The following is a 26,572-nucleotide window of genomic DNA, read 5'->3' on the forward strand; positions in this document are numbered from 1 at the left end:
CCGGGCGCCGCCGCCGTCCCGTCGGGCGGACGCACCCGGCGGCGTCGAGCGCCGCCGCCGGCCCGCCGCGCCCGTGAGACCTCGAGCGCGACGGTCTCGACGAGGCGGGTCTTGTGGCCGCTCGGCGGGCGAGGGGGCGCCGCGCAGGAGCGGGCCGACCGGCTGACGCGCGGCCGGGTCGCCACCCGCACCGGCGGGGAGGGGTCACGCATACTGGTCGGGTTATGGAAACCGTCATCCTTGCTGTAGTCATCGCCGTGGTCGTGCTCGGTGTGCTCGGCGGGCTCGTGGTCGGCAGCCGACGGAAGAAGTCGCTGCCCCCGCCGCCCCCCACCGCGCCCGACATCACCGCCCCTCCGGCCGAGCCGCATGTCGGCGACGAGGCCGAGACGCCGCGCGACGAACCGCGCCGCACGATAGAGGAGGTGGATCTTCCCGACGGCGGCCCGACCGGCACCGCCGTCGAGGAACCGCCCGTTCTCGAGGTTCCCGAGCTCGAGATCCCGGAACCCACCGAGGGGCGGCTGGTCCGCCTCCGCGCCCGGCTGTCCCGCTCGCAGAACGCCCTCGGCAAGGGCCTGCTGACGCTGCTCTCCCGGGAGCACCTCGACGAGGACACCTGGGAGGAGATCGAGGACACGCTGCTCACCGCCGACGTCGGCGTGCAGCCCACCCAGGAACTGGTCGAGCGGCTGCGCGAGCGCGTCAGGGTGCTCGGCACCCGCACCCCCGAGGAGCTGCGCAGCCTGCTGCGCGAGGAACTGCTCAAGCTGGTCGGCACCGAGGTCGACCGCACCGTGAAGACCGAGCCCGCGGAGCGCAAGCCGGGCATCGTCATGGTCGTCGGGGTCAACGGCACCGGCAAGACCACCACCACCGGCAAGCTCGCGCGCGTGCTCGTGGCCGACGGCCGGACCGTCGTCCTCGGCGCCGCCGACACCTTCCGCGCCGCCGCCGCCGACCAGCTCCAGACCTGGGGCGAGCGCGTCGGCGCGCACACCGTGCGGGGCCCCGAGGCGGGCGACCCCGCCTCCGTCGCCTTCGACGCGGTGAAGGAGGGCAAGGAGATGGGGGTGGACGTCGTCCTCATCGACACCGCGGGGCGGCTGCACACCAAGACCGGGCTCATGGACGAGCTCGGCAAGGTCAAGCGGGTCGTCGAGAAGCACGCGCCGCTCGACGAGGTGCTCCTCGTCCTCGACGCCACCACCGGGCAGAACGGTCTCGTCCAGGCCCGTGTCTTCGCCGAGGTCGTGAACATCACCGGCATCGTCCTGACCAAGCTGGACGGCACGGCGAAGGGCGGCATCGTGATCGCGGTCCAGCGCGAGCTGGGTGTCCCGGTCAAGCTGATCGGACTCGGCGAGGGCGCGGACGACCTGGCGCCGTTCGAGCCGGAGGCCTTCGTGGATGCCCTTATCGGCGACTGAGACACCACGACGGCGACCGGCCGGGCCCGCGAGAGCGGCGCCGCCCCGGCGCGGAACCGACAGAGCGCCCGCCCCCAGGTGCAGTGGGAGCGGGCGCTCGGCTGTGTGCGCGCCGTACGGATCAGGCGCGCGACCGGTGGGCCAGATAGGCCAGGGTGCCCAGCAGCAGCCGGGCCTGCGGTGGACGGGTCGCCGAGTCCAGTGCGGGCGGGCGCAGCCAGCGCACCGGGCCGAGCCCGCCGCGGTCGGAGGGCGGGGCCGTGATGTACGTGCCGGGGCCGAGGCCCCGCAGGTCCAGGGCGGTCGGGTCGTCCCATCCCATGCGGTAGAGCAGGCCGGTCAGTTCGGCGGCGGCGCCGGGGGCGACGAAGAACTGGGTGCGGCCCTCGGGAGCGGCGGTGACCGGGCCGAGGGGGATGCCCATGCGCTCCAGCCTCACCAGGGCGCGACGGCCGGCGGACTCGGCGACGTCGATCACGTCGAAGGCGCGCCCGACGGGCAGCATGACCGCCGCGCCCGGGAACTCCGACCAGGTCCTGCTCACCTCGTCGAGCGTGGCCCCGGCGGGGACGCGGGGGGCGAACGGCAAGGGGTGCGCGCCGGGTTCGCGGCAGTCGGGGCGCCCGCACGAGCAGACGCCCGCAGCGGCCCGCGCGCCGGGCACCGCGTCCCAGCCCCACAGTCCCGTGAACTCGGCGACGGCGGTGCACTCGGACGAGCGACCGCGCCTGCGCGCGCCGGAGCGGATCTCGCGAATGCCGCCGATCGTGAAGCCCATGCCCCCTCCAACGGGTTCGACGCTCCGATGGTTACGCAGCGGTCGATCGTCGTGACTCTGTGTGCTTCCGCTTCCCCGCCGACCGCTCGATCCAGGCAGCGCCTGGAAGCGCTCCGGGTGGTGTGCCGGGCGATGCGCGCCCCTGAGTGCTTCGCTCCGCCCACTCCCGGCCGTCCTATGTCAAGTGAATCGCGTACGAGCCACCGAGAGTTCATTCGAAGGGGTGGCGAATGGTGGCGTTTCCGGGATCCTCGTGGCCGGGACCGTGATCGTAGGATTACTTTGAGTGTGCGGGTCCTGGAGGCACATGCGCTTGTGGGTATGCCGGAGGCAAGTCGGCTTTCCGTTCGAAGGGTGACAAGTACCGTACGGAGGGCCGTATTTACCGGCATTCTGATAAGGCTTGGCGCACTCAGTGACAAGTGGTCTCAGGGATGGGGGCGTTCCAGTGAGCGGCAACGGCGGAAGCGGAAGTAACGCTGCGGGTGCGGACAAGCGCCCGAACGAGCTGCTCTCTTCGTGGTTCGTGCGCAGTGGCTGGTCGAAGGGCGAGCTCGCCCGCCAAGTGAACCGCCGCGCACGTCAGTTGGGCGCCAACCACATCTCCACGGACACCTCGCGCGTGCGCCGCTGGCTGGACGGCGAGAACCCCCGCGAGCCCATCCCGAGGATCCTGTCCGAGCTGTTCTCCGAGCGGTTCGGCTGTGTCGTCTCCGTCGAGGACCTCGGCCTGCGGGCGGCGCGTCAGGCGCCCTCCGTGACCGGCGTCGACCTGCCGTGGACGGCCCCGCAGACGGTGGCCCAGCTCAGCGAGTTCTCGCGCAGCGACCTGATGCTGGCGCGGCGCGGCTTCCTCGGGACCTCGCTCGCCCTGTGCGCGGGGCCGTCCCTCATCGAGCCCATGCAGCGCTGGCTCGTCCCCTCGCCGCCCGCCCCGCTGGAGGAGCCGGACTCGGTCCCCACCAGCCGGGCCCGCGGCCGGCTGTCCCGGCCCGAGCTGGACCTGCTGGAGTCCACCACCGTCATGTTCCGGCAGTGGGACGCCCAGTGCGGCGGCGGGCTGCGCCGCAAGGCGGTCGTCGGCCAGCTGCACGAGGTGACGGATCTCCTGCAGGAGCCGCAGCCCGAGTCCACCGCGAGGAGGCTCTTCAAGGTCGCCGCCGAACTGGCGGAGCTGGCGGGCTGGATGAGCTACGACGTCGGGCTCCAGCCCACCGCGCAGAAGTACTTCGTCCTCGCCCTGCACGCGGCGAAGGAGGCCGGTGACCGGCCGCTCGGCTCGTACGTGCTGTCCAGCATGAGCCGCCAGATGATCCACCTCGGCCGGCCCGAGGACGCCCTGGAGCTGATCCACCTCGCGCAGTACGGCAGCCGGGACTGCGCGAGCCCGCGCACCCAGGCCATGCTGTATGCGATGGAGGCCCGCGCCTACGCCAACATGGGGCAGCCGGGCCGGTGCAAGCGGGCGGTGCGGATGGCCGAGGACACCTTCGCCGAGTCGGACGAGTGGGACGAGCCGGACCCGGACTGGATCCGCTTCTTCTCCGAGGCCGAGCTCTACGGCGAGAACAGCCACTCGTTCCGCGACCTCGCCTATGTCGCCGGCCGCAGCCCCACCTACGCCTCGCTGGCCGAGCCCCTGATGCGCAAGGCCGTGGAGCGGTTCGCGGGCGACCACGACCACCAGCGGTCGTACGTGCTGAACCTGATCGGCATGGCCACCGTCCACCTCCTCCAGCGCGAGCCCGAGCAGAGCGCCACCCTCGCCACACAGGCCATGAAGGAGGCCAAGAAGGTGCGCTCCGAGCGCGTCAACACTCGTATCCGAAAGACCGTCGACAGCGCCGTACGCGATTTCGGGGATCTCTCGGAAGTCGTGGACCTGACCGAGCGGCTCACCATCGAGCTGCCGGAGACGGCGGAAGCGGTCTGATCCGGCCGATCCGCAGAGCACAACCCCCGAACTCCGGCCGCGGCCGGCCCTCCCGAACTGCCCGACTCGGCTCCCCCATGCCAGGTCATTCGGAAGGCCGTCCGCGGCCGGTTTATTGCGTTCTTCGAAGGTTGCGCCACGATAACGATCCACTCGGCGAACATCAGCCAGTTCATCGAGGCGTAACGCGCAAGGCGCCTTCGTCACAGCGGCGAAACAACGAGGGGCTTCCACCGAAACCGCGCTGCGCGAATCTCATGGCGCATAACCGGCCCACCCCTCACGACCCGCTCTGGCTTCGCCCGCACGGGGCCGTACCTACGACGAGGAGACGCCGATGGCAGCAGCCATCACGCTTGCGGCGGACGCACCCACGCTGTCGTCCGCGAACACAGGCTTCATGCTCATCTGTTCCGCCCTGGTGCTGATCATGACCCCGGGCCTCGCCTTCTTCTACGGAGGCATGGTCCGCGTCAAGAGCACGCTCAACATGCTGATGATGAGCTTCATCAGCATCGGCATCGTCACCATCCTGTGGGTGTTGTACGGCTTCTCCCTCGCTTTCGGCACCGACTCCGGCAGCCTCATCGGCTGGAATTCCGACTGGGTCGGTCTCAGCAACATCGGCCTGACGGAGCTGTGGGACGGCTACACCATCCCGATCTTCGTGTTCATGGTCTTCCAGATGATGTTCGCGATCATCACGCCCGCCCTGATAAGCGGTGCGCTCGCCGACCGCGTCAAGTTCTCCGCGTGGGCGCTGTTCGTCGCGCTGTGGGCCACGGTCGTCTACTTCCCGGTCGCGCACTGGGTCTGGGGCGCCGGCGGCTGGGCCTTCGAGCTGGGTGTCATCGACTTCGCCGGTGGTACGGCGGTGCACATCAACGCCGGTGCCGCGGCCCTCGGCGTGATCCTCGTCATCGGCAAGCGCGTCGGGTTCAAGAAGGACCCGATGCGTCCGCACAGCCTGCCGTTGGTCATGCTCGGCGCCGGTCTGCTGTGGTTCGGCTGGTTCGGCTTCAACGCCGGCTCGTGGCTCGGCAACGACGACGGCGTCGGCGCGCTGATGTTCGTCAACACGCAGGTCGCCACCGCCGCCGCCATGCTGGCCTGGCTCGTCTACGAGAAGATCCGGCACGGCGCGTTCACCACGCTGGGCGCCGCCTCCGGCGCGGTCGCCGGCCTGGTCGCCATCACTCCTTCGGGTGGTGCGGTCTCCCCGCTCGGCGCGATCGCCGTCGGCGCCATCGCCGGTGTCCTGTGCGCCATGGCCGTCGGCCTCAAGTACAAGTTCGGCTACGACGACTCGCTCGACGTCGTGGGCGTCCACCTGGTCGGCGGTGTCGTGGGCTCCCTGCTGATCGGCTTCTTCGCCAGCGGCAAGGGCCAGTCCGACGTCGAGGGCCTCTTCTACGGCGGCGGCCTCGACCAGTTCTGGAAGCAGTGCGCCGGAGTCTTCGCGGTCCTCGGCTACTCGCTGGTGGTCTCCGCGATCCTCGCCTTCCTCCTGGACAAGACGATCGGCATGCGGGTCTCCGAGGACGACGAGGTGGCCGGCATCGACCAGGCCGAGCACGCCGAGACCGCATACGACTTCAGCGGGGCCGGCGGCGGCGCCGCCCGCACGACCGCCCTCCCGACCGCGGTCACCGACGCGAGCAAGAAGGTGGACGCATGAAGCTCATCACCGCCGTCGTGAAGCCCCACCGGCTCGACGAGATCAAGGAAGCCCTGCAGGCCTTCGGCGTCCACGGACTGACGGTCACCGAGGCCAGCGGTTACGGTCGTCAGCGGGGACACACCGAGGTCTACCGCGGCGCCGAGTACACGGTCGACCTGGTTCCCAAGATCCGCATCGAGGTGCTGGCCGAGGACGACGACGCCGAGCAGCTGATCGACGTCATCGTCAAGGCGGCCCGCACGGGCAAGATCGGTGACGGCAAGGTCTGGTCCCTCCCGGTCGAGACGGCCGTACGGGTCCGCACCGGCGAGCGCGGCCCGGACGCGCTCTGACGGCAGAACAGAACAGGAGTCGCTGGGTGACGAGTACGGACGTGCGCAAGGATGCAGAGGACTCGGGACCCAGCGGCTACGCGGCGGCCCGGCTGCGCCTCCTCACCGAGGGGGCGCGGCCCGGGCCGCCGCGCCGTTCCGCCCTCGCGGAACTGACCGACGACTGGCTGTCGGGGCTCTTCACGGCCGGCGCCGAGGAGCTGAAGGGCGTGTCCCTGGTCGCCGTGGGCGGCTACGGGCGGGGCGAGCTGTCCCCGCGCAGCGACCTCGACCTCCTGCTGCTGCACGACGGCGCCGACCCCAAGGCGGTCGCCGCCCTCGCCGACCGGCTCTGGTACCCCGTGTGGGACCTGGGCCTGGCTCTGGACCACTCCGTCCGCACTCCGGCGGAGGCCCGCAAGACCGCGGGGGAGGACCTCAAGGTCCAGCTCGGCCTCCTCGACGCCCGCCACCTCGCCGGCGACCCCGGGCTGACGGCGGGACTGCGGACGGCCGTCCTCGCCGACTGGCGCAACCAGGCGCCCAAGCGCCTGCCCGAGCTCCAGGAGCTCTGCGTCGAGCGCGCCGAGCGCCAGGGCGAGCTCCAGTACCTGCTGGAACCGGACCTGAAGGAGGCGCGGGGCGGGCTCAGGGACGCCACGGCGCTGCGGGCCGTCGCCGCCTCCTGGCTGGCCGACGCGCCGCGCGAGGGCCTCGACGACGCCCGGCGCCGGCTCCTCGACGTACGGGACGCCCTGCACCTGGCCACCGGCCGTGCCACCGACCGCCTGGCCCTCCAGGAACAGGACCAGGTGGCCGCCGAACTCGGCCTGCTGGACGCCGACACGCTGCTGCGGCAGGTGTACGAGGCGGCCCGCGTCATCGCGTACGCGAGCGACGTCACCTGGCGTGAGGTGGGGCGCGTGCTGCGGTCGCGTGCCGTGCGGCCGCGGCTGCGCGCCATGCTGGGCGGCGGCGCCAAGCCCGCCGCCGAACGGTCCCCGCTGGCCGAAGGCGTGGTGGAGCAGGACGGCGAGGTGGTGCTCGCCCGCGCCGCCCGCCCCGAACGCGACCCCGTGCTCCCGCTGCGCGCCGCGGCCGCCGCCGCGCAGGCGGGCCTCCCGCTCTCCCTGCACGCCGTACGGCGCCTCGCCGCCACCGTGCGCCCGCTGCCCACGCCCTGGCCCGCCGAGGCCCGTGAGCAGCTCGTGACGCTGCTCGGCTCCGGCCAGCCCACCATCGAGGTCTGGGAGGCGCTGGAGGCCGAGGGCCTGATCACCCGGCTGCTGCCCGACTGGGAGCGGGTGCGCTGCCGCCCGCAGCGCAACGCCGTGCACATCTGGACCGTCGACCGGCACCTCATCGAGACCGCCGTGCGCGCCTCCGAGTTCACCCGCCGGGTCAGCCGCCCCGACCTCCTCCTGGTCAGCGCTCTGCTGCACGACATCGGCAAGGGCTGGCCCGGCGACCACTCGGTGGCGGGCGAGATCATCGCCAAGGACGTCGCGGCCCGGATCGGCTTCGACCGCGCCGAGGTCGCCGTCCTCTCCACGCTCGTACGGCATCACCTGCTGCTGATCGAGACGGCCACCCGGCGCGACCTGGAGGACCCCGCCACGGTCCGCTCGGTCGCCGAGGCGGTCGGCTCGCAGAGCACCCTGGAGCTGCTGCACGCGCTCACCGAGGCGGACGCGCTGGCCACCGGCCCCGCCGCCTGGTCGTCCTGGCGGGGTTCGCTCGTGGCGGACCTGGTCAAGCGGGTGGCGGCGGTGCTCGCCGGGGACGCGCCGGACGAGCCCGACGCCGCCGCGCCCACCGCGGAGCAGGAGCGGCTCGCCATCGAGGCGGTCGCCACCGGGGGACCGGTGCTGGCCCTGCGCGCCCAGACCGAGCCCCCTACGGAGGACGGACCCGCGGAGGACCCCGAGCCGCTCGGTGTGGAACTGCTCATCGCCGTCCCGGACCAGGCGGGCGTGCTGCCCGCCGTGGCCGGCGTCCTCGCCGTGCACCGGCTGACCGTCCGCACCGCCGAGCTGCGCGCCCTGGACCTGCCGACCGGCGTCGAGGGCTCCGTCCTGCTGCTGAACTGGCGGGTCGCCGCCGAGTACGGCTCCCTGCCGCAGGCGGCCCGGCTGCGCGCCGACCTCGTACGCGCCCTGGACGGCTCGCTGGACATCGCCGGACGGCTCGCGGAACGGGACGCCGCCTACCCCCGCAGGCGGGGCGTGGTCGCGCCGCCGCCGCGTGTGACGGTCGCCCCGGCTGCCTCCCGGCACGCCACGGTCATCGAGGTGCGCGCCCAGGACGCGCCGGGGCTGCTGCACCGGATCGGCCAGGCCCTGGAGGACGCGGGGCTGCGGGTCCGCAGCATGCACGTCTCCACCCTCGGCGCGAACGCCGTGGACGCGTTCTACGTCACCGGGGCGGACGGCGCGCCCCTGCCCGCCGACGAGGCCGCCTCCGTCACCCGCAAGCTGGAGGAGACCCTGCGGGCCTGACCCCGTGCCGCGCGGCACACGTCCCCGCCCGCTGATTACAGCAGGCGGGGACGAATGTCTTGCGCGGCCGGATACCCTGGAAGACGCTCAGACTGCCCCCGACTCCGAGGACCGACGCCGCCGTGTTCGATACTCTCTCCGATCGCCTTTCAGCGACCTTCAAGAACTTGCGCGGCAAGGGGCGCTTGAGCGAAGCGGACATCGACGCCACGGCGCGCGAGATCCGCATCGCACTCCTCGAAGCGGACGTGGCCCTGCCGGTCGTCCGCACGTTCATCAAGAACGTCAAGGAACGCGCGCTCGGCGCCGATGTCTCCAAGGCGCTGAACCCCGCCCAGCAGGTCCTGAAGATCGTCAACGAGGAACTCGTCACGATCCTCGGCGGCGAGACCAGGCGGCTGCGGTTCGCCAAGCAGCCGCCGACCGTGATCATGCTCGCCGGCCTCCAGGGCGCCGGTAAGACCACCCTCGCCGGCAAGCTGGGCCGCTGGCTGAAGGAGCAGGGCCACTCGCCGCTGCTCGTCGCCTGTGACCTCCAGCGCCCCAACGCCGTCAACCAGCTCAGCGTCGTCGCCGAGCGGGCCGGCGTGGCCGTGTACGCCCCGCAGCCCGGCAACGGGGTGGGCGACCCGGTCCAGGTCGCCAAGGACTCCATCGAGTTCGCCAGGACCAAGGTCCACGACATCGTGATCGTGGACACCGCCGGCCGCCTCGGCATCGACGCCGAGCTGATGCGGCAGGCGGCGGACATCCGCGACGCCGTCTCGCCCGACGAGATCCTCTTCGTCGTCGACGCGATGATCGGTCAGGACGCCGTCAACACGGCCGAGGCCTTCCGTGACGGCGTCGGCTTCGACGGTGTCGTGCTGTCGAAGCTCGACGGCGACGCCCGCGGTGGCGCGGCCCTGTCGATCGCCTCCGTGACCGGCAAGCCGATCATGTTCGCGTCGAACGGCGAGAAGCTGGACGAGTTCGACGCCTTCCACCCTGACCGGATGGCCTCCCGCATCCTCGACATGGGTGACCTGCTCACCCTGATCGAGCAGGCGGAGAAGACGTTCAGCCAGGAAGAGGCCGAGAAGATGGCCTCCAAGCTGGCGTCCAAGAAGGGCCAGGACTTCACCCTGGACGACTTCCTGGCCCAGATGGAGCAGGTCCGGAAGATGGGCAGCATCAGCAAGCTGCTCGGCATGCTCCCCGGCATGGGCCAGATCAAGGACCAGATCGCCAACCTCGACGAGCGGGACGTCGACCGCACGGCCGCGATCATCAAGTCGATGACCCCGGGCGAGCGCCAGGACCCGACGATCATCAACGGCTCGCGCCGCGCCCGTATCGCCAAGGGTTCCGGCGTCGAGGTCAGCGCGGTGAAGGGCCTGGTGGAGCGGTTCTTCGAGGCCCGCAAGATGATGTCCCGGATGGCCCAGGGCGGCGGGATGCCCGGGATGCCGGGAATGCCGGGCATGGGCGGTGGCGCCGGCCGGCAGAAGAAGCAGCCGAAGCAGGCCAAGGGCAAGCAGCGCTCCGGCAACCCGATGAAGCGCAAGCAGCAGGAGCTGGAGGCGGCCCAGCGCCGCGAGGCCCAGGCCCAGGGCGGCAACGCGCTCGGGCTGCCCCAGCAGGGCGCCCAGGACTTCGAGCTGCCGGACGAGTTCAAGAAGTTCATGGGCTGACGGCCCGTCGCACCCGGCGCCGAGCCGGGTCCGCCCGTACGCCGCGTGGGGCGCTCTTCCGGTCACGGAGGGGCGCCCCATCGGCGTACGGGCGGAAACCGGCCCTGTGGAGGCAGCCGGGCGCGCACCGGCGCGCGGACGTCACGCGGTCGGTGAAGGCCTGCCGGGAGACGGAGGACCTCGGGAGACGCGGGAGCTTCAGGGAGTCCGCGCGATCAGGTACCGGAACACGTTCGGCATCCACACCGTCCCGTCCGGGCGCCGGTACGGGTGCAGCGCCTCGGTCAGTTCCTTGTCGACCTGCGCCTGGTCCGTCGCCGCCACCGCCGCGTCGAACAGGCCGGTGGACAGCAGGCCCTTGAGGGCGCTCTCCACGTCCGCGTATCCGAAGGGGCAGGCCACCCGCCCCGATCCGTCCGGCTTCAGACCGGCCCGCCCGGCGACCTCCTCCAGGTCGTCGCGCAGCGCCGGGCGCAGCCCGACCGTGCCGCCGCGCAGCGGTTCGGCCAGTTTGACCGCGATCCGCAACACCGCGGACGTGGCGCAGCGCTCCGGCGGACCCCAGCCGACCAGCACCACCGGCGTCCCGCGCGCGAGGAGCGGTGTCGTGGCCGCGAGCAGACCGGTGAGCCCGTCCGCGTCGCCCGCGCGACAACCGATCGGCTCGAACGCGGTCACCAGGTCGTACGCGCGCGTGCCCGGGCCCGCCGTGTCCTTCGGCAGCCGGTCCGTGAGACGGACGCGCTCCCCCTCTCCCGGCGCGCCCGCGGACCGCTCCCCGGGCTCCTTCGGCAGCAGGCGCTCGCGCGCGAGGGCCAGCCGCCCGGGAGAGGAGGGTTCGACCCCGGTGAGGGCCGCCGCGCCGCGCGAGGCCGCCATCAGCAGGGCGAGCCCGGAGCCGCAGCCGAGGGCGAGGAGCCTGGTGCCGGGCCCCACGTCCAGTCGCTCGTAGACGGCCTCGTAGAGCGGGACCAGCATCCGCTCCTGGATCTCCGACCAGTCACGCGCGCGTGCACCCGGGTCCGCGCGGGGCGTCGGCCCCGCGAGTGGCAGGTGCTGCCGCACGAGCGTAGGTGTCATGGATAAGCGCCCCAATCCGCCGAGAGTTGCCGCAGTAACCGATCAGGTGGCCCCCGTCAGTGCGCGCGCACTTCCCCCGTATGCCAGGTAACTCCCCGTACGCGACGGCGTCCAGGGGTCTCGGGCCCCTGCTTGTGGGCCGGCTGTGCCTGTGGCGAGAATTCACATTCCGGCAACTTGGGGCCGTACCATCTCGCCATGGCTAAGGCTCCCGTTCTCACCCCGCGGGCGGACGACTTCCCGCGCTGGTACCAGGATCTGATCAACAAGGCGGAACTGGCCGACAACGGACCGGTGCGCGGCACCATGGTGATCCGACCGTACGGTTACGGACTGTGGGAGCGGATGCAGGCGGAGATGGACGCCCGCATCAAGCGGACGGGCACCGAGAACGCGTACTTCCCGCTGCTGATCCCGCAGTCCTACCTCACCCGCGAGGCGGACCATGTCGAGGGATTCGCACCCGAGTTGGCCGTGGTGACGCACGGGGGCGGCAAGGAGCTGGAGGAGCCGGCGGTCGTCCGGCCCACCTCCGAGACCATCGTCAACGAGTACTTCTCCAAGTGGGTGCAGAGCTACCGCGATCTGCCCCTGCTGATCAACCAGTGGGCCAACGTGGTCCGTTGGGAGTTGCGGCCGCGCCTGTTCCTGCGGACGTCCGAGTTCCTCTGGCAGGAGGGGCACACCGCGCACGCCACCTACGAGGAGGCCCGGGACTTCGCCGCCCGCATCCAGCGCGAGGTCTACGGCGACTTCCTGGAGAACGTCCTCGCGATCGACTTCGTCTCCGGCCGCAAGACGGTCAAGGAGCGCTTCGCGGGAGCCGTCAACACCCTCACCCTGGAAAGCATGATGGGCGACGGCAAGGCCCTCCAGATGGTCACCAGCCACGAGCTGGGCCAGAACTTCGCCAAGGCCTTCAACACCCGGTACCTGTCCAAGGAGGGCACCCAGGAGCTGGTCTGGCAGACCTCCTGGGGTTCGACGACCCGCATGATCGGCGCCCTGGTCATGACCCACGGCGACGACGACGGGCTGCGGGTGCCGCCCCGGCTGGCGCAGATCCAGGTCGTCGTCCTCGCGATCAAGGCCGACGAGGCGGTTCTGGCCAAGGTCCGTGAGCTGGGCGACCGGCTGACGGCGGCGGGGCTCCGTGTCCGGGTCGACGACCGCACCGACGTCCCCTTCGGGCGGCGCGCGGTGGACTGGGAGCTCAAGGGCGTGCCCGTCCGCGTCGAGATCGGACCCCGTGACCTGGAGAACGGCACCGCGATGCTGGCCCGCCGCATCCCGGGAGGCAAGGAACCGGTGGCGATCGACGCGCTCGAGGGCCTGCTGCCCGGCGTCCTCGACGAGGACCAGGCGCTGCTGCTGAGGCAGTCCCGTGAGCGTCGCGAATCCCGCACGACGGACGTCTCGACGACCGAGGAGGCCGCCGAGGCGGCCCTCGCCGGCGGCTGGGCGCGCGTCCCGTGGGCGACGCTCGGCGAAGAAGGCGAGGCCAGGCTGGCCGAGCAGTCGCTGACCGTACGGTGTCTGATCGCGGAGGACGGGTCGGTGCCGGACGACGGGGACGCCCCCGGTAACCTCGCGATCGTCGCGCGCGCCTACTGACACAGCGCACTCCGCACGCGAGAGCGGCCGAAAGGCCTCTTGCGCCCCTGCGGAACATCCCTGCCCCGGCGCGCGGACCTCGTCTACGCGCCGGGTCGTACGTGGGCCTACGCACCAGCTTGGTAGGAGCTGTGAGACTTCTCCGCAGATCAGCGCACCCGCCCTCGTCAGGACGCATCAGCGGCAACTGACGGGTACGTGCAAATTATTTGGGATGGCCCGGAATAGGAACACAGGGGCACCCCCGCTCGTTGTCATTACGTGAGCACGACACAGACACCACCTGTTCTCGCCGCAGAGCTGGCAGAGGCGTGGGCCGACATTCAGCGGTACCACCCCGAACTGCCCGACCTTGCCGCGCCAGAGTCCCTGATCGGGGAGTCGTCGTCCGCCTGCGGTCACGAGCTCTCCTTCGAGCGACTGCTTCACGAGGCAGTCCATGGCATCGCCGCGGCCCGCGGCGTGCGCGACACCTCCCGAGCCGGCCGCTACCACAACCGCAGATTCCTCGCGATCGCCGAGGAACTGGGGCTGGACCACCCCGAGGAGCCGCACCCCAGCAGCGGCTTCTCCCTGGTCACGCTCAACCCCGAGGCCAAGCGGCGCTACCGCCCGACGATCGAGCGCCTCCAGCGGGCCCTCAAGGCCCATCTCGCGGCCACCTCCTCCGACACCACCCGTTCCTTCCGCGGCCCGGCCGCCCGGCACGGATCCTCCGGCGGTGGCGTCCGGGTCAAGGCCGTGTGCGACTGCGGACGCAACGTCCGGGTCGTGCCGTCGGTCCTGGCCCAGGCGCCGATCGTGTGCGGGGGCTGCGGCAAGCCGTTCCGGATCCCGGAGATCGCGGGCGCGGCCTAGGCACGTGCCGGGCACGTGCCGTCATGCACCGGCATCTCGTGGCTGCCGGTTCAGCGTGATGCGGGGGGCCGTCGAAGGCGGCGCCCCGCAAGCGCCGGGCGTCCCTGCCGCATGCCCGCAGACCACCCGCGGCCGGAAGGGACCCGCGCGGTGTGGCACAATGGCTAGCTGTACTCGACAGTCGCACAGGACCCCTCTCTCCTCCGGCTGACGCGTCCATCGGGCACTCGGGTACCGCAACCCCACGCGGCCATCTCGCCGTGCCCAACCACGTCAAGACCAGGAGACACCACTTCCGTGGCAGTCAAGATCAAGCTGAAGCGTCTGGGCAAGATCCGCGCGCCTCACTACCGCATCGTCGTCGCCGACTCCCGCACCCGTCGTGACGGTCGTGCGATCGAGGAGATCGGCAAGTACCAGCCGACGTACCACCCGTCGATCATCGAGGTCGACGCCGACCGCGTGGCCTACTGGCTGGGTGTCGGCGCGCAGCCGACCGAGCCGGTGCTCGCCATCCTGAAGAAGACCGGCGACTGGCAGAAGTTCAAGGGCGAGCCCGCCCCGGCGCCGCTGCTCGTCGCCGAGCCGAAGAAGGCTCGCCCCGTGTTCGAGGCCCTCGGTGGCGACGACTCGGGCAAGGGTGAGGCCATCACCCAGAAGAAGAAGGCTGAGAAGAAGGACGAGGCCGCCGCCGAGTCCGAGTCGACCGAGGCCTGAGCAGCATGCTCGAAGAGGCGCTTGAGCACCTCGTGAAGGGCATCGTCGACAACCCCGACGATGTGCAGGTCGCCTCGCGCAACCTGCGTCGCGGGCGGGTGCTCGAGGTCAGGGTCCATCCCGATGACCTCGGCAAGGTGATCGGCCGCAACGGCCGCACCGCACGCGCTCTGCGCACCGTCGTGGGCGCCATCGGCGGCCGTGGCGTCCGCGTCGACCTCGTCGACGTGGATCACGTTCGCTGACGCGTTTCGCAGCACCGGCTCGGGCCGGGGAGGGCCTCTGGGCCGTCCCCGGCCCGTAGTCGTTACGGCAGCCGATGACAGGTACGACAGGAGATCTTCAGAAGTGCAGCTCGTAGTCGCGCGGATCGGCCGCGCCCACGGCATCAAGGGCGAGGTCACCGTCGAGGTACGCACCGACGAGCCCGAGCAGCGGCTCGCGCCCGGCGCCGTCCTGGCCACGGACCCGGCCTCGACCGGCCCGCTGACCATCGAGACCGGCCGCGTCCACAGCGGCCGTCTCCTCCTGCGCTTCGAGGGGGTGCGGGACCGCACCGCCGCCGAGGCCCTGCGCAACACCCTCCTGATCGCCGAGGTCGACCCCGCGGAGCTGCCCGAGGAGGAGGACGAGTACTACGACCACCAGCTGATGGACCTGGACGTGGTCACCAAGGACGGCCTCGAGGTCGGCCGGATCACCGAGATCTCGCATCTGCCCTCCCAGGACCTCTTCATCGTCGAGCGGCCCGACGGCAGCGAGGTGATGATCCCCTTCGTCGAGTCGATCGTCACCGAGATCGACCTAGAGGAGCAGCGGGCCGTCATCGACCCGCCGCCCGGCCTGATCGACGACCGGGCCGAGATCGCGTCCGCGCGGGACGCCGATGAGGACGCCGACGGTGACGCGGACGCGGACGAAGAAGCCGACGAGGACGGGGACCGGCCGTAATGCGCCTCGACGTCCTCACGATCTTCCCCGAGTACCTCGACCCGCTGAACGTCTCCCTGGTCGGCAAGGCACGCGCGCGTGGCCGGCTGGACGTACAGGTGCACGACCTGCGGGAGTGGACGTACGACCGGCACAACACGGTCGACGACACCCCCTACGGCGGCGGTCCCGGCATGGTCATGAAGACCGACCCGTGGGGCGACGCCCTCGACACCGTCCTGGCCGACGGCTACGAGCGGGGCTCCCACGCGCCCGCGATCGTCGTCCCGACCCCCAGCGGACGGCCCTTCACCCAGGAACTCGCGGTCGAGCTCTCCGAGCGCCCCTGGCTGATCTTCACCCCGGCCCGCTACGAGGGCATCGACCGTCGGGTCGTCGACGAGTACGCCACCCGGATACCCGTCTACGAGGTCTCCATCGGTGACTACGTCCTGGCCGGCGGGGAAGCCGCCGTCCTGGTCGTCACCGAGGCCGTGGCACGGCTCCTGCCCGGCGTGCTCGGCAACGCCGAGTCCCACCGCGACGACTCCTTCGCCCCCGGGGCCATGGCCAGCCTGCTGGAGGGGCCCGTCTACACGAAGCCGCCCGTCTGGCGCGGCCGGGAGATCCCCGAGGTGCTGCTCAGCGGCCACCACGGCAGGATCGCCCGCTGGCGCCGGGACGAGGCCCTGCGGCGCACGACGGCCAACCGGCCCGACCTGATCGAGCGCTGCGAGCCGAAGACCTTCGACAAGAAGGACCGCGAGATGCTCTCCATCCTCGGCTGGACGCCCGACCCGGAGGGTGCGCCGTACGGTCGATTTTGGCGCAGGACCGACGGCGTGGAAGAATAGGTCGCTGTTGTGCGCCGTCCGGTGTGCGCCCCTGCCGCAGGGGGACACGACGCCCGCCTCGACGGGCACACGGCACTCAATCCTCGAAGCTCTAGTTCCGTTGATGACCTGTGGCATCAGCGAAGAAAGCAGACGAAATGTCTCACCTGCTCGACTCTGTCGACGCCGCGTCGCTGCGCAGCGACGTCCCGGCCTTCCGCCCGGGTGACACCGTCAACGTCCACGTCCGCGTCATCGAGGGCAACCGCTCCCGTGTGCAGCAGTTCAAGGGCGTAGTCATCCGCCGCCAGGGCGCCGGTGTCCGCGAGACCTTCACGGTCCGCAAGGTCTCCTTCTCCGTCGGCGTCGAGCGCACCTTCCCGGTGCACACCCCGATCGTCGAGAAGATCGAGCTCGTCACCCGCGGTGACGTGCGTCGCGCCAAGCTCTACTACCTGCGCGAGCTCCGCGGCAAGGCCGCGAAGATCAAGGAGAAGCGCGACAACTGAGTGCCCTGCGGGGTTCATGGAGCGGCCGGATAGCATCTGGCCCCGATGGACACCGAAGCTCAGCCGACGACGGAGCGCGACCGCTCCTCCCATCCTTCCGTTCCCGCGGACGTCTCCCAGGAGGCCCCGCAGGCGGAAGGACCGGAGGAACGGTCGCGTTTCGCGTTGGCGGAGCGGATCACGGCGCGGATCACGGAGTGGCTCCCGGGCGGCCGGATCAGTCTGACCCTGCTGATCTGCCTGCTGTTCTTGCTCGCTCTCAACGCTTTCGTGGCGCAGCCGTTCCAGATTCCCAGCGGATCCATGGAAAACGGATTGAGGATCGGCGACCGCGTTCTCGTAAATAAGTTGGCGTACCGTTTCGGTGCCGAGCCGCGGCGGGGCGATGTCGTCGTGTTCGACGGCACCGGGTACTTCGGGAACTTCGACTACATCAAGCGCGTCGTGGGTGTAGGGGGAGACCACGTGGTCTGCTGCGACAAGGAGGGGAGGATCAGGGTGAACGGCCGGTCGGTCGACGAGTCGACGTTCCTGTATCCCGGCGACCGTGCGTCCACGGTGGACTTCGACGTGGACGTGCCCGAGGGCACCCTGTTCGTCCTCGGCGACCACCGCAGCCACTCCCGCGACTCCCGCGACCACCTCGGTTCACCGGGCGGTGGCATGATCCCCGTCGGCCGTGTGATCGGCCGCGCCGACTGGATCCTCTGGCCCTCCGCGCACCTCGGCCGCCTGTCCCGCCCGAGCGCCTACGCGCGCGTGCCCGGCGCGGAGGGTGCGCATGGGTAACCGCGGCAAGCCGCGCGGCATCCCCACCAGCGCCGCTGACAACCTGCTGCCCACCGGCGCCCGGCGCACGTCCCTCTCGGGCAGCGGTCGCACGCGCGCGGAGCGCCGCAAGCTCCAGCGCAAGGTCAAGCGCAAGCGCAGGCGTTCGGCCGTCCGGGAGATACCGCTGCTGGTCGGTGTGGCCGTCCTGATAGCCCTGGTCCTGAAGACCTTCCTCGTGCAGGCCTTCGTGATCCCGTCCGGCTCCATGGAGCAGACGATCCGGATCGGCGACCGCGTCCTGGTCGACAAGTTCACGCCGTGGTTCGGCTCCAGGCCCGAGCGCGGGGACGTCGTCGTCTTCAAGGACCCCGGCGGCTGGCTGGACGACGAGCAGACCACGGCCAAGAAGGAGGACCCGGTCGTCGTCAAGCAGATCAAGGAGGGGCTCACCTTCATCGGTCTGCTGCCGTCCGACGACGAGAAGGACCTCATCAAGCGCGTCGTCGGAGTGGGCGGCGACCGCGTCGTGTGCTGTGACACCCAGGGCCGGGTCACCGTCAACGGCGTGCCCCTCGAGGAGGGGGCGTATCTCTATCCCGGCAACGACCCCTCCAGCACGTCCTTCGACATCACCGTCCCCCAGGGCCGGCTGTGGGTCATGGGCGACCACCGGGCCAACTCCGCCGACTCCCGGGCCCACCAGAACACCGACTACGGCGGCACCGTCTCGGAGGACGAGGTGGTGGGGCGGGCCATGGTCATCGCCTGGCCGCTCGGCCACTGGGTCCGTCTCAAGGAACCGCAAACTTTCGCATCCGTCACCGGCTCGGCCGTCGCGGCGACCGCGTCCGCCCAGCCGTCGCATAGTGTTGCTTCCGGCGATCCGAACGGATCGATTCGACAACTCCCGAGCCCTGCGGAACTCCCGCTCGTTATGGGAGTGGTGGGCCTGCGTCGTACGTGGGGCAGGCAGCGGCACAGAGTGAGGAGTTGGCGTGGGGGATGTGGCGGTTGGCGCACGGTCCGGGCACGACGGCGAGGAGCACCGCGGTCATCCCGTGGGAGCAGCCGACCCGGCTTCCGGCAGCGCCGTGACCTCCGGGAGTGACCCGGCGGCGGGCGGCGACGGCCCGCCGGCGGACGAGCCGCCCCGGACCGGTGGCGAAGGGTCCGGCGGCCCGGCCCCGAAGCCGAAGAAGCCCCGCTCCTTCTGGAAGGAGCTGCCGATCCTGATCGGCATCGCGCTCGTCCTCGCGCTGCTGATCAAGACGTTCCTGGTGCAGGCGTTCTCCATCCCGTCCGCCTCGATGGAGAACACCCTCAAGGAGGGTGACCGGGTCCTCGTCGACAAGCTGACCCCGTGGTTCGGCTCCGAGCCCGAGCGCGGCGAGGTCGTCGTCTTCCACGACCCCGACAACTGGCTGGCGGGCGAGGCGACCGTCGATCCGAACGCCTTCCAGACGGTCCTCAGCTGGATCGGCCTGATGCCGTCCGCGGAGGAGAAGGACCTGATCAAGCGGGTCATCGGCGTCGGCGGCGACACCGTCGCGTGCAAGGGCACGGGCCCGCTCACGGTCAACGGCAAGGCGCTGAACGAGCCGTACGTCTACCCCGGCAACACCCCGTGCAGCCAGGACGACCAGGGCGGCCAGTTCAGCGTGAAGGTCCCCAAGGGCTTCATCTGGGTCATGGGCGACCACCGGCAGAACTCGCGCGACTCGCGCTACAACCAGTCGGACAAGAACCACGGCATGGTGCCCGTGGACCAGGTCGTCGGCCGTGCCGTCGTCAAGGCCTGGCCCCTCACCCGCTGGGGCACGCTGCCGGTGCCGGACACCTTCGACCAGGACGGGCTGAACGCCCAGTCCGCCGGATCCGCGGCCCTGACCGTCGCCCCGCAGGGCCTCGCCCTCGTCGGCGTCGTCCCCGTCGTCCTGTGGCGGCGCCGGCGCACGGAGGAGTCGGCGACCCGCTGACCTCACGGCTTCCGCGGCCGCCGCCCGTCGGCAAACCCTTTCCCAAGCTGGTGACCGAGGCTCGGGAAGACCGGGAGAGAAGGGCTGACCCGGTCGGGTACCGCCGGGTAGGGTGCGGATCCATGGGTGGCGAGAGCACGACGCGTACGGCCCCGCACAGTGGCGGAGGCACCAGCAGTGGCCCGGTGGGCAGCCGGACCGGACAGCTTCTGTCCGGACTGGCCGTCGCACTGGGCCTTGTGCTGTTCCTCGGCGGATTCGGCTGGGGAGCCCTGCTCTACCGGCCGTACACCGTGCCCACCAGCTCGATGAGCCCCACGATCGCCGCGGGCGACCGGGTGCTGGCCGAGCGCATCGACGGCGACGAGGTACGCCGCGGGGACGTGGTCGTCTTCACCGACAAGACCTGGGCGAGCAACGCGCCGGTGGTCAAGCGGGTCGTGGCGGTCGGCGGCGACACGGTCTCCTGCTGCACCGACGGCAAGCTGACCGTCAACGGCAAGGAGATCGAGGAACCGTATCTGCCCGCGGGCAGCCTGGCCGAGATCAAGAACTTCCCGACCGTGAAGGTGCCGGACGGCAGGCTCTTCCTGCTCGGCGACGAGCGGGAGGGTTCCCTGGACTCCACCGCCCACCTCACGGACGCGGCCCAGGGCACGGTCGCGCGCGGCGCGGTCGCGGCCCGCGTCGACGCCGTCGTCTGGCCCATGAACGGCATGCTGGAGCGCCCCACCGGCTTCAAGACGCTCGGCGCCCTCTCCCGGCCGGGCCCGCTGGGCACCATCGGCTGGATGATCGTCGCCGGTGGTGTGCTGGTCCTCGGCGGGGCGGCGTACGGCCCGATCGCCAAGCGGACGTCGGGCCGCCGTGCCCGGCCGGGGGCGGCCGGTGCCCGCTGAGACCACCGGCGAGCCGTCGGGCGCGGGCGTCGACTCCTACGAGGGCGGGCTGCGCAAGGTGGCACGGGTCGTCCTCCTCGACCCGCAGGACCGCATCCTGCTGCTGCACGGCCACGAACCGGACGACCCGACCGACCGCTGGTGGTTCACCCCGGGCGGCGGCGTGGAGGGCGACGAGACCCGTGAGGAGGCGGCTCTGCGGGAACTCGTCGAGGAGACCGGCATCAGCGAGGTCGAACTCGGCCCGGTGCTGTGGCGGCGGATGTGCTCCTTCCCGTTCGCGGGCCGCCGCTGGGACCAGGACGAGTGGTACTACCTGGCCCGTACGACGGTGACGGCGACCCGCGCCACGGCACTGACCGAGCTGGAGCGGCGCAGCGTCGCCGGAGCGCGTTGGTGGACCTGTCAGGAACTGGCCCGGGCCCATGAGACGGTGTATCCGACCAGACTCGCCGAGCTCCTGCGCAGGCTGCTCGACGAAGGTCCTCCGGCCGGACCCGTCACCCTGGACACCGAAATCGTCTAGAGGCGCACGGGACTGGCGCACAATGGGGAGATCGCACGGCTGAAGGGGAACATGCCATGAGCGCCGAGGACCTCGAGAAGTACGAGACCGAGATGGAGCTGAAGCTCTACCGGGAGTACCGCGATGTCGTCGGTCTGTTCAAATACGTGATCGAGACTGAGCGACGGTTCTACCTCACCAATGACTACGAGATGCAGGTGCACTCGGTCCAGGGCGAGGTGTTCTTCGAGGTGTCGATGGCGGACGCCTGGGTGTGGGACATGTACAGGCCGGCTCGGTTCGTGAAGCAGGTGCGGGTGCTCACGTTCAAGGACGTGAACATCGAGGAGCTCAACAAGAGCGATCTGGAGCTTCCGGGGAGCTGAGCCCCCGTAGGAGGCCGCTCGTGTGGGTGACGGGGTTTTCCACAGGCCCCGGGTTGTCCACCAAGATCCTTTTCGGGGCGGCGGATGCGTGAGCGTGGGTGCCGGAGGTGGTGCCCGCATGGACACGAACACGGATCTGGCCCGAGGCGCACTCGGCAGGTACGGCGAGGAACTGGCCGCCCGGCGGCTGACCGAGGCCGGGATGACGGTCCTGGAGCGCAACTGGCGCTGCGGCAGGACCGGTGAGATCGACATCGTCGCCAGGGACGGCGACACCCTGGTCGTCTGCGAGGTGAAGACCCGCAGCGGCGGAGGATTCCAGCACCCGATGGGGTCGGTGACACCGGCGAAGGCCGAGCGCCTTCGCGGCCTGGCCGAGCGGTGGATCCAGGCGCACGGGGGAGCCCCGCCGGGCGGCGTCCGCATCGACCTGGTCGGCGTCGTCCTGCCCCGGCGCGGGGCGGCCGTCGTCGAGCACGCGCGGGGGGTGGCCTGAGATGGGCTTCGCGCGTACGTGCTCGGTGGCGCTGGTGGGCGTCGAAGGGGTCGTCGTCGAGGTGCAGGCCGACCTCGAACCGGGAGTCGCGGCGTTCACGCTGGTGGGGCTGCCGGACAAGAGCCTGAGCGAGAGCCGGGACCGGGTACGGGCGGCGGTGGTGAACTCGGGCGGCGAATGGCCGCAGAAGAAGCTCACCGTCGGACTCAGTCCGGCGTCCGTGCCCAAGGGCGGCAGCGGCTTCGACCTGGCCATCGCCAGCGCCGTGCTCGGTGCGGCCGAACGGATCGATCCCCGGGTGCTCGCCGACATCGTCATGATCGGCGAGCTCGGCCTGGACGGACGGGTCCGCCCGGTCCGGGGCATCCTGCCCGCCGTGCTGGCCGCGGCCGACGCCGGATACGAACAAGTGGTCGTGCCGGAGTGCGCCGCCGCCGAGGCGGCACTGGTGCCCGGTGTGTCCGTGCTCGGGGTGCGCAGCCTGCGGCAGCTCATCGCGCTCCTCGCCGACGAGCCGGTCCCCGACGAGGAACCGGACGAGGCGGGCCGCCCGGATCCGCTCCTGGCCGGCCTGCGGATGCCCGGCACGGGAGCGGCCACCGGGATGCACAGCATGGGCGCGGCCCAGCAGGACCAGGAGCACGACCTCGCGGACGTGGTCGGACAGAGCTCGGCGCGGACCGCGGTGGAGGTGGCCGCGGCCGGCGGACACCACCTCTTCCTGGAAGGCCCGCCCGGGACCGGCAAGACCATGCTCGCGGAGCGCCTGCCGGCCGTGCTGCCCCGGCTCAGCCGGCAGGAGTCGCTGGAGGTCACCGCCGTCCACTCGGTGGCCGGGCTGCTGCCCCCGGGCAAGCCGCTCATCGACGTGGCCCCGTACTGCGCCCCGCACCACTCGGCCACGATGCAGTCGCTGGTCGGGGGCGGGGCCGGATTCGCCCGACCCGGCGCCGTCTCGCTGGCCCACCGGGGGGTGCTCTTCCTCGACGAGACCCCCGAGTTCGGCAGCCACGCCCTCGACGCCCTGCGCCAGCCCCTGGAGGCCGGGCACGTGGTGATCGCGCGCAGTGCCGGAGTGGTGCGGTTCCCGGCCCGGTTCCTGATGGTGCTGGCGGCGAATCCCTGCCCGTGCGGCCGGTTCTCGCTCCGGGACACCCAGTGCGAGTGCCCGCCCTCGGCGATCCGCCGCTACCAGGCCCGGCTCTCCGGCCCGCTGCTCGACCGGGTCGACCTGCGGGTCGAGGTCGACCCGATCGGCCGGGCCGAGCTCGCCCACCGAGGCCCCGGAGGCGAGTCCACGGCCATCGTGGCCGACCGGGTCAGGGCCGCCAGGGAACGCGCGGCGGCCCGGCTGGCGGGCACTCCGTGGCGGACCAACAGCGAGGTGCCGGGGCGCGAGCTGCGCAACCGCTGGCATGCCGCGGCCGGCGCCATGGACGAGGCGGAGCGCAGCCTGGAGCGAGGGCTGCTGACCGCCCGGGGACTCGACCGGGTGCTGCGCGTCGCCTGGACCGTCGCCGACCTGGTCGGTCACGACCGGCCGGACACGATGGACGTCAACCTGGCCCTCCAGCTGCGCACGGGGGTGCCGCGCGGGGTGCCGATGGCCCTCGGGGCCCTGACGTGAGCGGCGGCGAGGGGCCGGTCGGCGACCGGCTCGCCCGGGTCTTCCTCGGGCGGGTCCTCGAACCCGGCGACGAGGTGGGCGGGCAGTGGGTGCGGGAGCGGGGCGTGCACGAGGTGGTGCGTCGGCTGCGGGACGACGGGGAGCCGCTGCCGGGGGTGACCGCGCGGCGCTGGGCCGGCCTGCGGGCGCGGGCCGGGCAGGCCGGGCCGGAGCGGGATCTGGCCCTCGCGCGGGAGGCCGGGGTGCGATTCGTGTGCCCGGGGGACGCCGAGTGGCCGAGCACGCTGGACGAGCTCGGGGACGCCCGGCCGCTCGGGCTCTGGGTGCGGGGGCGGCCCAGCCTGCGGATGTGGGCGCTGCGGTCGGTCGCCGTCGTCGGCGCCCGCGCCTGCACCGAGTACGGCGCCCACATGGCGGCCACCCTCTCCGCCGGCCTCGCCGAACAGGGCTGGGTGGTGGTGTCGGGCGGCGCCTACGGGGTGGACGGCGCCGCCCACCGGGGCGCCCTCGGCGCGGGCGGCGCCACCGTCGCCGTCCTCGCCTGCGGGGTCGACCAGCCCTACCCGCGCGGCCATACGGCGTTGATCAACAGGATCGCCGAACAGGGTCTGGTGATCGGCGAGTTGCCGCCCGGCGATCACCCGACCCCGAGCCGTTTCCTCCTGCGCAACCGGGTGATCGCCGCGCTCACCCGGGGCACGGTCGTCGTCGAGGCGGCCTACCGCAGCGGCTCGCTGGTCACCGCCCGGGCGGCCCAGCGGCTGGGCCGGCACACGATGGGGGTGCCGGGTCCGGCCACGAGCGGTCTCTCCGCCGGGGTGCACGAACTGCTGAGGGGAGAGGCCGTACTGGTCGGCGACGCCGCGGAGATCGTCGAACTGGTCGGCGAGATGGGTGAGCTGGCCCCCGACCGGCGTGGCCCCGCGCTGCCGCGCGATCTGCTGGAGCCGGCCGCCCGGCGGGTCCTGGCCGCGCTGCCCGCCCGCAGACCGGCGGCGGTCGACGAGGTCGCCCGCGAGGCCCGGACCACCGCGGACGACGCGATCGCGAGGCTGTACGAACTCAGGGCGCTCGGCTACGTCGAACGACACGGCGACGGCTGGAAGTTGACACGCCAGGCGGTGGTCTCCGTTCGCGGGGGTCGACGTCCGTGTTGACCCGGGGTGTTCGGCCGTCCGGGGGAACGCCGAAAGCCTTGGCAATTCCGGTAGTTGACCCGCCGTCGGGGTCGACCGCGGTGACGGCGGTGACCCCGGAGTGCGTCCAGCGGAACGTATCTGCGTACCGGTCGGGGCATGCCCTTCGCGCACCGCGACACTTCAGTCACGCTACGCTCACGAGGATTCCGGCACAGACCGGCACCTCTGCACCACGCGGTACCCACCACACGCACTTCACGGCAGAACGGCACAAGGCGACGAATGCCCCAGCACACCTCCGGGTCCGACCGGGCGGCGATCACCCCAGCCGCCCGTGACGGTGGCAGCGTGCGGCCGCCCGCTCCCTCGACACTCGACGAGCTGTGGCGGTCGTACAAGGCGACGGGGGACGAACGGCTGCGGGAGCAGCTGATCCTGCACTACTCACCGCTGGTGAAGTACGTGGCGGGCCGGGTGAGCGTCGGCCTGCCGCCCAACGTGGAGCAGGCCGACTTCGTGTCCTCCGGGGTGTTCGGGCTGATCGACGCGATCGAGAAGTTCGACATCGGGCGCGAGATCAAGTTCGAGACCTACGCGATCACCCGGATCCGGGGCGCGATGATCGACGAGCTCCGGGCGCTGGACTGGATCCCGCGGTCGGTGCGGCAGAAGGCGCGCAACGTCGAGCGGGCCTACGCGACGCTGGAGGCCCGGCTGCGGCGGACCCCCTCGGAGTGCGAGGTGGCCGCCGAGCTGGGCATCGCGGTGGACGAACTGCACGCCGTGTTCAGTCAGTTGTCGCTGGCCAACGTGGTGGCCCTGGAGGAGCTGCTGCATGTCGGGGGCGAGGACGGGGACGGCCTCAGCTTCATGGACACCCTGGAGGACACCGCCGCGGACAACCCCGTGGAGGTGGCCGAGGACCGGGAGCTCAGGCGGTTCCTCGCACGGGCTATCAACACCCTGCCCGACCGGGAGAAGACGGTCGTCACGCTCTACTACTACGAGGGGCTCACGCTCGCCGAGATCGGGAACGTGCTGGGTGTGACCGAGAGCAGGGTCAGTCAGATCCACACCAAGTCGGTCCTGCAGCTGCGCGCGAAACTGGCGAGCTTCGGCCGCTGAACCGGGCGGACTCGCCCGGCCGGCCGACGGAAGTGCGGGCGGAGTCACTCCCGCCGGGGGCGGCGCGTCCGTAAAGTGGTCGACGTGCCAAGGATTCGAGCGGCCTCCGTGGCCGAGCACCGGTCGATGCAGCGTGCCGCCCTGCTGGACGCGGCACGCTCCCTGTTGTCCGAGGGCGGGACGGAGGCGCTGACCTTCCCGGCCCTCGCCGAGCGCACGGGCCTCGCGCGCTCTTCCGTGTACGAGTACTTCCGGTCGCGGGCCGCCGTGGTCGAGCAGCTGTGCGAGGTCGACTTCCCCGTCTGGGCGGCGGAGGTCGAGGCGGCGATGGCCGCGGCCGACGGCGCCGAGGCCAAGGTCGAGGCGTACGTGCGGCAACAGCTCACCCTGGTGGGCGACCGGCGGCACCGGGCCGTCGTGGCGATCTCGGCGAGCGAGCTGGACGCGGGGGCCCGGGAGAAGATCCGGGCCGCGCACGGCGGGCTCGTGGCGATGATCGGGGCGGCGCTGGCGGAACTGGGGCATGCGGAGCCCCGGCTGGCGGCGATGCTGTTGCAAGGCGTGGTGGACGCGGCCGTGCGGCGGATCGAGCTCGGCGCCGCGGAGGATCCCTCGGCGATCACGGAAGCCGCGGTGCGCATGGTGCTGCGGGGCGTCCGGGGCTGAGTCACGGCAGGGGCACGCCCAGCACGGGCAGGCAGTGCTGACGGGCCGCTCGGCGATCACGGAAGCCGCGGTGGGCATGGTGCTGCGGGGTGTCCGGGGCTGAGTCACGGCAGGGGCACGCCCAGCACGGGCAGGCA

The 26,572-nt window shown here is 71.7% G+C and carries 26 protein-coding genes; 24 read left to right on the top strand and 2 right to left on the bottom strand.

The annotated features are described in order from the left end of the window. Positions 1-224: 224 nt before the first annotated feature. Positions 225-1,430, top strand: a complete 1,206-nt coding sequence (gene ftsY / locus J2X68_RS21510) for a signal recognition particle-docking protein FtsY (RefSeq protein WP_310434154.1) — start codon at positions 225-227, stop codon at positions 1,428-1,430. A gap of 121 nt (positions 1,431-1,551) precedes the next feature. Here ftsY and J2X68_RS21515 read toward each other — a convergent pair whose 3' ends face one another. Beyond that, positions 1,552-2,208, bottom strand: a complete 657-nt coding sequence (locus J2X68_RS21515) for a bifunctional DNA primase/polymerase (RefSeq protein ID WP_310434155.1) — start codon at positions 2,206-2,208, stop codon at positions 1,552-1,554. A gap of 448 nt (positions 2,209-2,656) precedes the next feature. Between J2X68_RS21515 and J2X68_RS21520 the strand changes: the two genes are divergently transcribed. From J2X68_RS21520 to ffh, 5 genes are all read left to right on the top strand, one after another. Further along, positions 2,657-4,141 carry a hypothetical protein gene (locus tag J2X68_RS21520; RefSeq protein ID WP_310434156.1) on the top strand — a complete coding sequence of 495 codons (1,485 nt, stop codon included), beginning with the start codon at positions 2,657-2,659 and terminating at the stop codon, positions 4,139-4,141. A gap of 337 nt (positions 4,142-4,478) precedes the next feature. Next, the gene (locus J2X68_RS21525; RefSeq protein ID WP_310434157.1) at positions 4,479-5,819 is read left to right on the top strand and encodes an ammonium transporter; all 1,341 of its coding nucleotides are present in this window, start codon (positions 4,479-4,481) and stop codon (positions 5,817-5,819) included. Continuing rightward, positions 5,816-6,154, top strand: coding sequence for a P-II family nitrogen regulator (locus J2X68_RS21530; protein WP_003997576.1), 339 nt, complete (start codon positions 5,816-5,818; stop codon positions 6,152-6,154). The genes J2X68_RS21525 and J2X68_RS21530 overlap by 4 nt, the downstream gene beginning before the upstream one ends. A gap of 26 nt (positions 6,155-6,180) precedes the next feature. Continuing rightward, positions 6,181-8,631: a [protein-PII] uridylyltransferase gene (locus J2X68_RS21535; RefSeq protein ID WP_310434158.1), complete on the top strand. Its 2,451-nt coding sequence runs from the start codon at positions 6,181-6,183 to the stop codon at positions 8,629-8,631. 122 nt (positions 8,632-8,753) lie between these two features. Then, on the top strand, positions 8,754-10,304 hold the full coding sequence (gene ffh, locus J2X68_RS21540; protein WP_310434159.1) for a signal recognition particle protein: 1,551 nt from the start codon (positions 8,754-8,756) through the stop codon (positions 10,302-10,304). Between the two features lie 198 nt (positions 10,305-10,502). Here ffh and J2X68_RS21545 read toward each other — a convergent pair whose 3' ends face one another. Further along, positions 10,503-11,384 (bottom strand): SAM-dependent methyltransferase, encoded by an 882-nt coding sequence (locus J2X68_RS21545; RefSeq protein WP_310434160.1) that lies wholly within the window; start codon positions 11,382-11,384, stop codon positions 10,503-10,505. A gap of 198 nt (positions 11,385-11,582) precedes the next feature. On the opposite strand from J2X68_RS21545, the gene proS reads away from it, so the two are divergent. From proS to J2X68_RS21635, 18 genes are all read left to right on the top strand, one after another. Further along, the gene (proS, locus tag J2X68_RS21550) at positions 11,583-12,998 is read left to right on the top strand and encodes a proline--tRNA ligase (RefSeq protein WP_310434161.1); all 1,416 of its coding nucleotides are present in this window, start codon (positions 11,583-11,585) and stop codon (positions 12,996-12,998) included. 261 nt (positions 12,999-13,259) lie between these two features. Beyond that, the gene (locus tag J2X68_RS21555) at positions 13,260-13,856 is read left to right on the top strand and encodes a hypothetical protein (protein ID WP_028806665.1); all 597 of its coding nucleotides are present in this window, start codon (positions 13,260-13,262) and stop codon (positions 13,854-13,856) included. A 297-nt stretch (positions 13,857-14,153) separates the two neighbouring features. After that, on the top strand, positions 14,154-14,573 hold the full coding sequence (gene rpsP, locus J2X68_RS21560; RefSeq protein ID WP_054239730.1) for a 30S ribosomal protein S16: 420 nt from the start codon (positions 14,154-14,156) through the stop codon (positions 14,571-14,573). Positions 14,574-14,578: 5 nt separating this feature from the next. Continuing rightward, a complete protein-coding gene (locus J2X68_RS21565; RefSeq protein ID WP_003973401.1) occupies positions 14,579-14,818 on the top strand; it encodes an RNA-binding protein in 240 nt (79 codons plus the stop codon). A 103-nt stretch (positions 14,819-14,921) separates the two neighbouring features. Continuing rightward, the gene (rimM, locus tag J2X68_RS21570; RefSeq protein ID WP_310434162.1) at positions 14,922-15,524 is read left to right on the top strand and encodes a ribosome maturation factor RimM; all 603 of its coding nucleotides are present in this window, start codon (positions 14,922-14,924) and stop codon (positions 15,522-15,524) included. Then, a complete protein-coding gene (trmD, locus tag J2X68_RS21575; RefSeq protein ID WP_310434163.1) occupies positions 15,524-16,357 on the top strand; it encodes a tRNA (guanosine(37)-N1)-methyltransferase TrmD in 834 nt (277 codons plus the stop codon). The genes rimM and trmD overlap by 1 nt, the downstream gene beginning before the upstream one ends. Positions 16,358-16,494: 137 nt before the next feature. Further along, entirely contained in the window at positions 16,495-16,845 is a 351-nt protein-coding gene (rplS, locus tag J2X68_RS21580) for a 50S ribosomal protein L19 (protein WP_020128707.1), read from the top strand. A gap of 45 nt (positions 16,846-16,890) precedes the next feature. Further along, entirely contained in the window at positions 16,891-17,634 is a 744-nt protein-coding gene (gene lepB, locus J2X68_RS21585) for a signal peptidase I (RefSeq protein WP_310434164.1), read from the top strand. Next, the gene (gene lepB / locus J2X68_RS21590) at positions 17,627-18,724 is read left to right on the top strand and encodes a signal peptidase I (protein ID WP_310434165.1); all 1,098 of its coding nucleotides are present in this window, start codon (positions 17,627-17,629) and stop codon (positions 18,722-18,724) included. Before lepB (J2X68_RS21585) ends, lepB (J2X68_RS21590) begins: the two co-directional genes overlap by 8 nt. Further along, positions 18,612-19,592: a signal peptidase I gene (gene lepB / locus J2X68_RS21595; RefSeq protein ID WP_310434166.1), complete on the top strand. Its 981-nt coding sequence runs from the start codon at positions 18,612-18,614 to the stop codon at positions 19,590-19,592. Before lepB (J2X68_RS21590) ends, lepB (J2X68_RS21595) begins: the two co-directional genes overlap by 113 nt. A 122-nt stretch (positions 19,593-19,714) precedes the next feature. After that, positions 19,715-20,491 carry a signal peptidase I gene (gene lepB / locus J2X68_RS21600; RefSeq protein WP_310434167.1) on the top strand — a complete coding sequence of 259 codons (777 nt, stop codon included), beginning with the start codon at positions 19,715-19,717 and terminating at the stop codon, positions 20,489-20,491. Next, positions 20,481-21,017: an NUDIX hydrolase gene (locus J2X68_RS21605; RefSeq protein ID WP_310434168.1), complete on the top strand. Its 537-nt coding sequence runs from the start codon at positions 20,481-20,483 to the stop codon at positions 21,015-21,017. The genes lepB (J2X68_RS21600) and J2X68_RS21605 overlap by 11 nt, the downstream gene beginning before the upstream one ends. A 56-nt stretch (positions 21,018-21,073) precedes the next feature. Continuing rightward, positions 21,074-21,382 carry a DUF2469 domain-containing protein gene (locus J2X68_RS21610; protein ID WP_005311352.1) on the top strand — a complete coding sequence of 103 codons (309 nt, stop codon included), beginning with the start codon at positions 21,074-21,076 and terminating at the stop codon, positions 21,380-21,382. 88 nt (positions 21,383-21,470) lie between these two features. Beyond that, entirely contained in the window at positions 21,471-21,878 is a 408-nt protein-coding gene (locus J2X68_RS21615) for a YraN family protein (protein ID WP_310434169.1), read from the top strand. A gap of 1 nt (position 21,879) precedes the next feature. Then, positions 21,880-23,505, top strand: coding sequence for a YifB family Mg chelatase-like AAA ATPase (locus J2X68_RS21620; protein ID WP_310434170.1), 1,626 nt, complete (start codon positions 21,880-21,882; stop codon positions 23,503-23,505). Next, positions 23,502-24,662 carry a DNA-processing protein DprA gene (gene dprA, locus J2X68_RS21625; RefSeq protein WP_310434171.1) on the top strand — a complete coding sequence of 387 codons (1,161 nt, stop codon included), beginning with the start codon at positions 23,502-23,504 and terminating at the stop codon, positions 24,660-24,662. The genes J2X68_RS21620 and dprA overlap by 4 nt, the downstream gene beginning before the upstream one ends. 264 nt (positions 24,663-24,926) lie before the next feature. After that, complete coding sequence (gene whiG, locus J2X68_RS21630; RefSeq protein ID WP_307165625.1) at positions 24,927-25,769, top strand: RNA polymerase sigma factor WhiG; 843 nt, start codon at positions 24,927-24,929, stop codon at positions 25,767-25,769. Between the two features lie 108 nt (positions 25,770-25,877). Beyond that, the gene (locus tag J2X68_RS21635; RefSeq protein WP_310434227.1) at positions 25,878-26,435 is read left to right on the top strand and encodes a helix-turn-helix domain-containing protein; all 558 of its coding nucleotides are present in this window, start codon (positions 25,878-25,880) and stop codon (positions 26,433-26,435) included. Positions 26,436-26,572: the final 137 nt, after the last annotated feature.

The organism is Streptomyces sp. 3330, assembly GCF_031456635.1.
Lineage (GTDB): Bacteria > Actinomycetota > Actinomycetes > Streptomycetales > Streptomycetaceae > Streptomyces.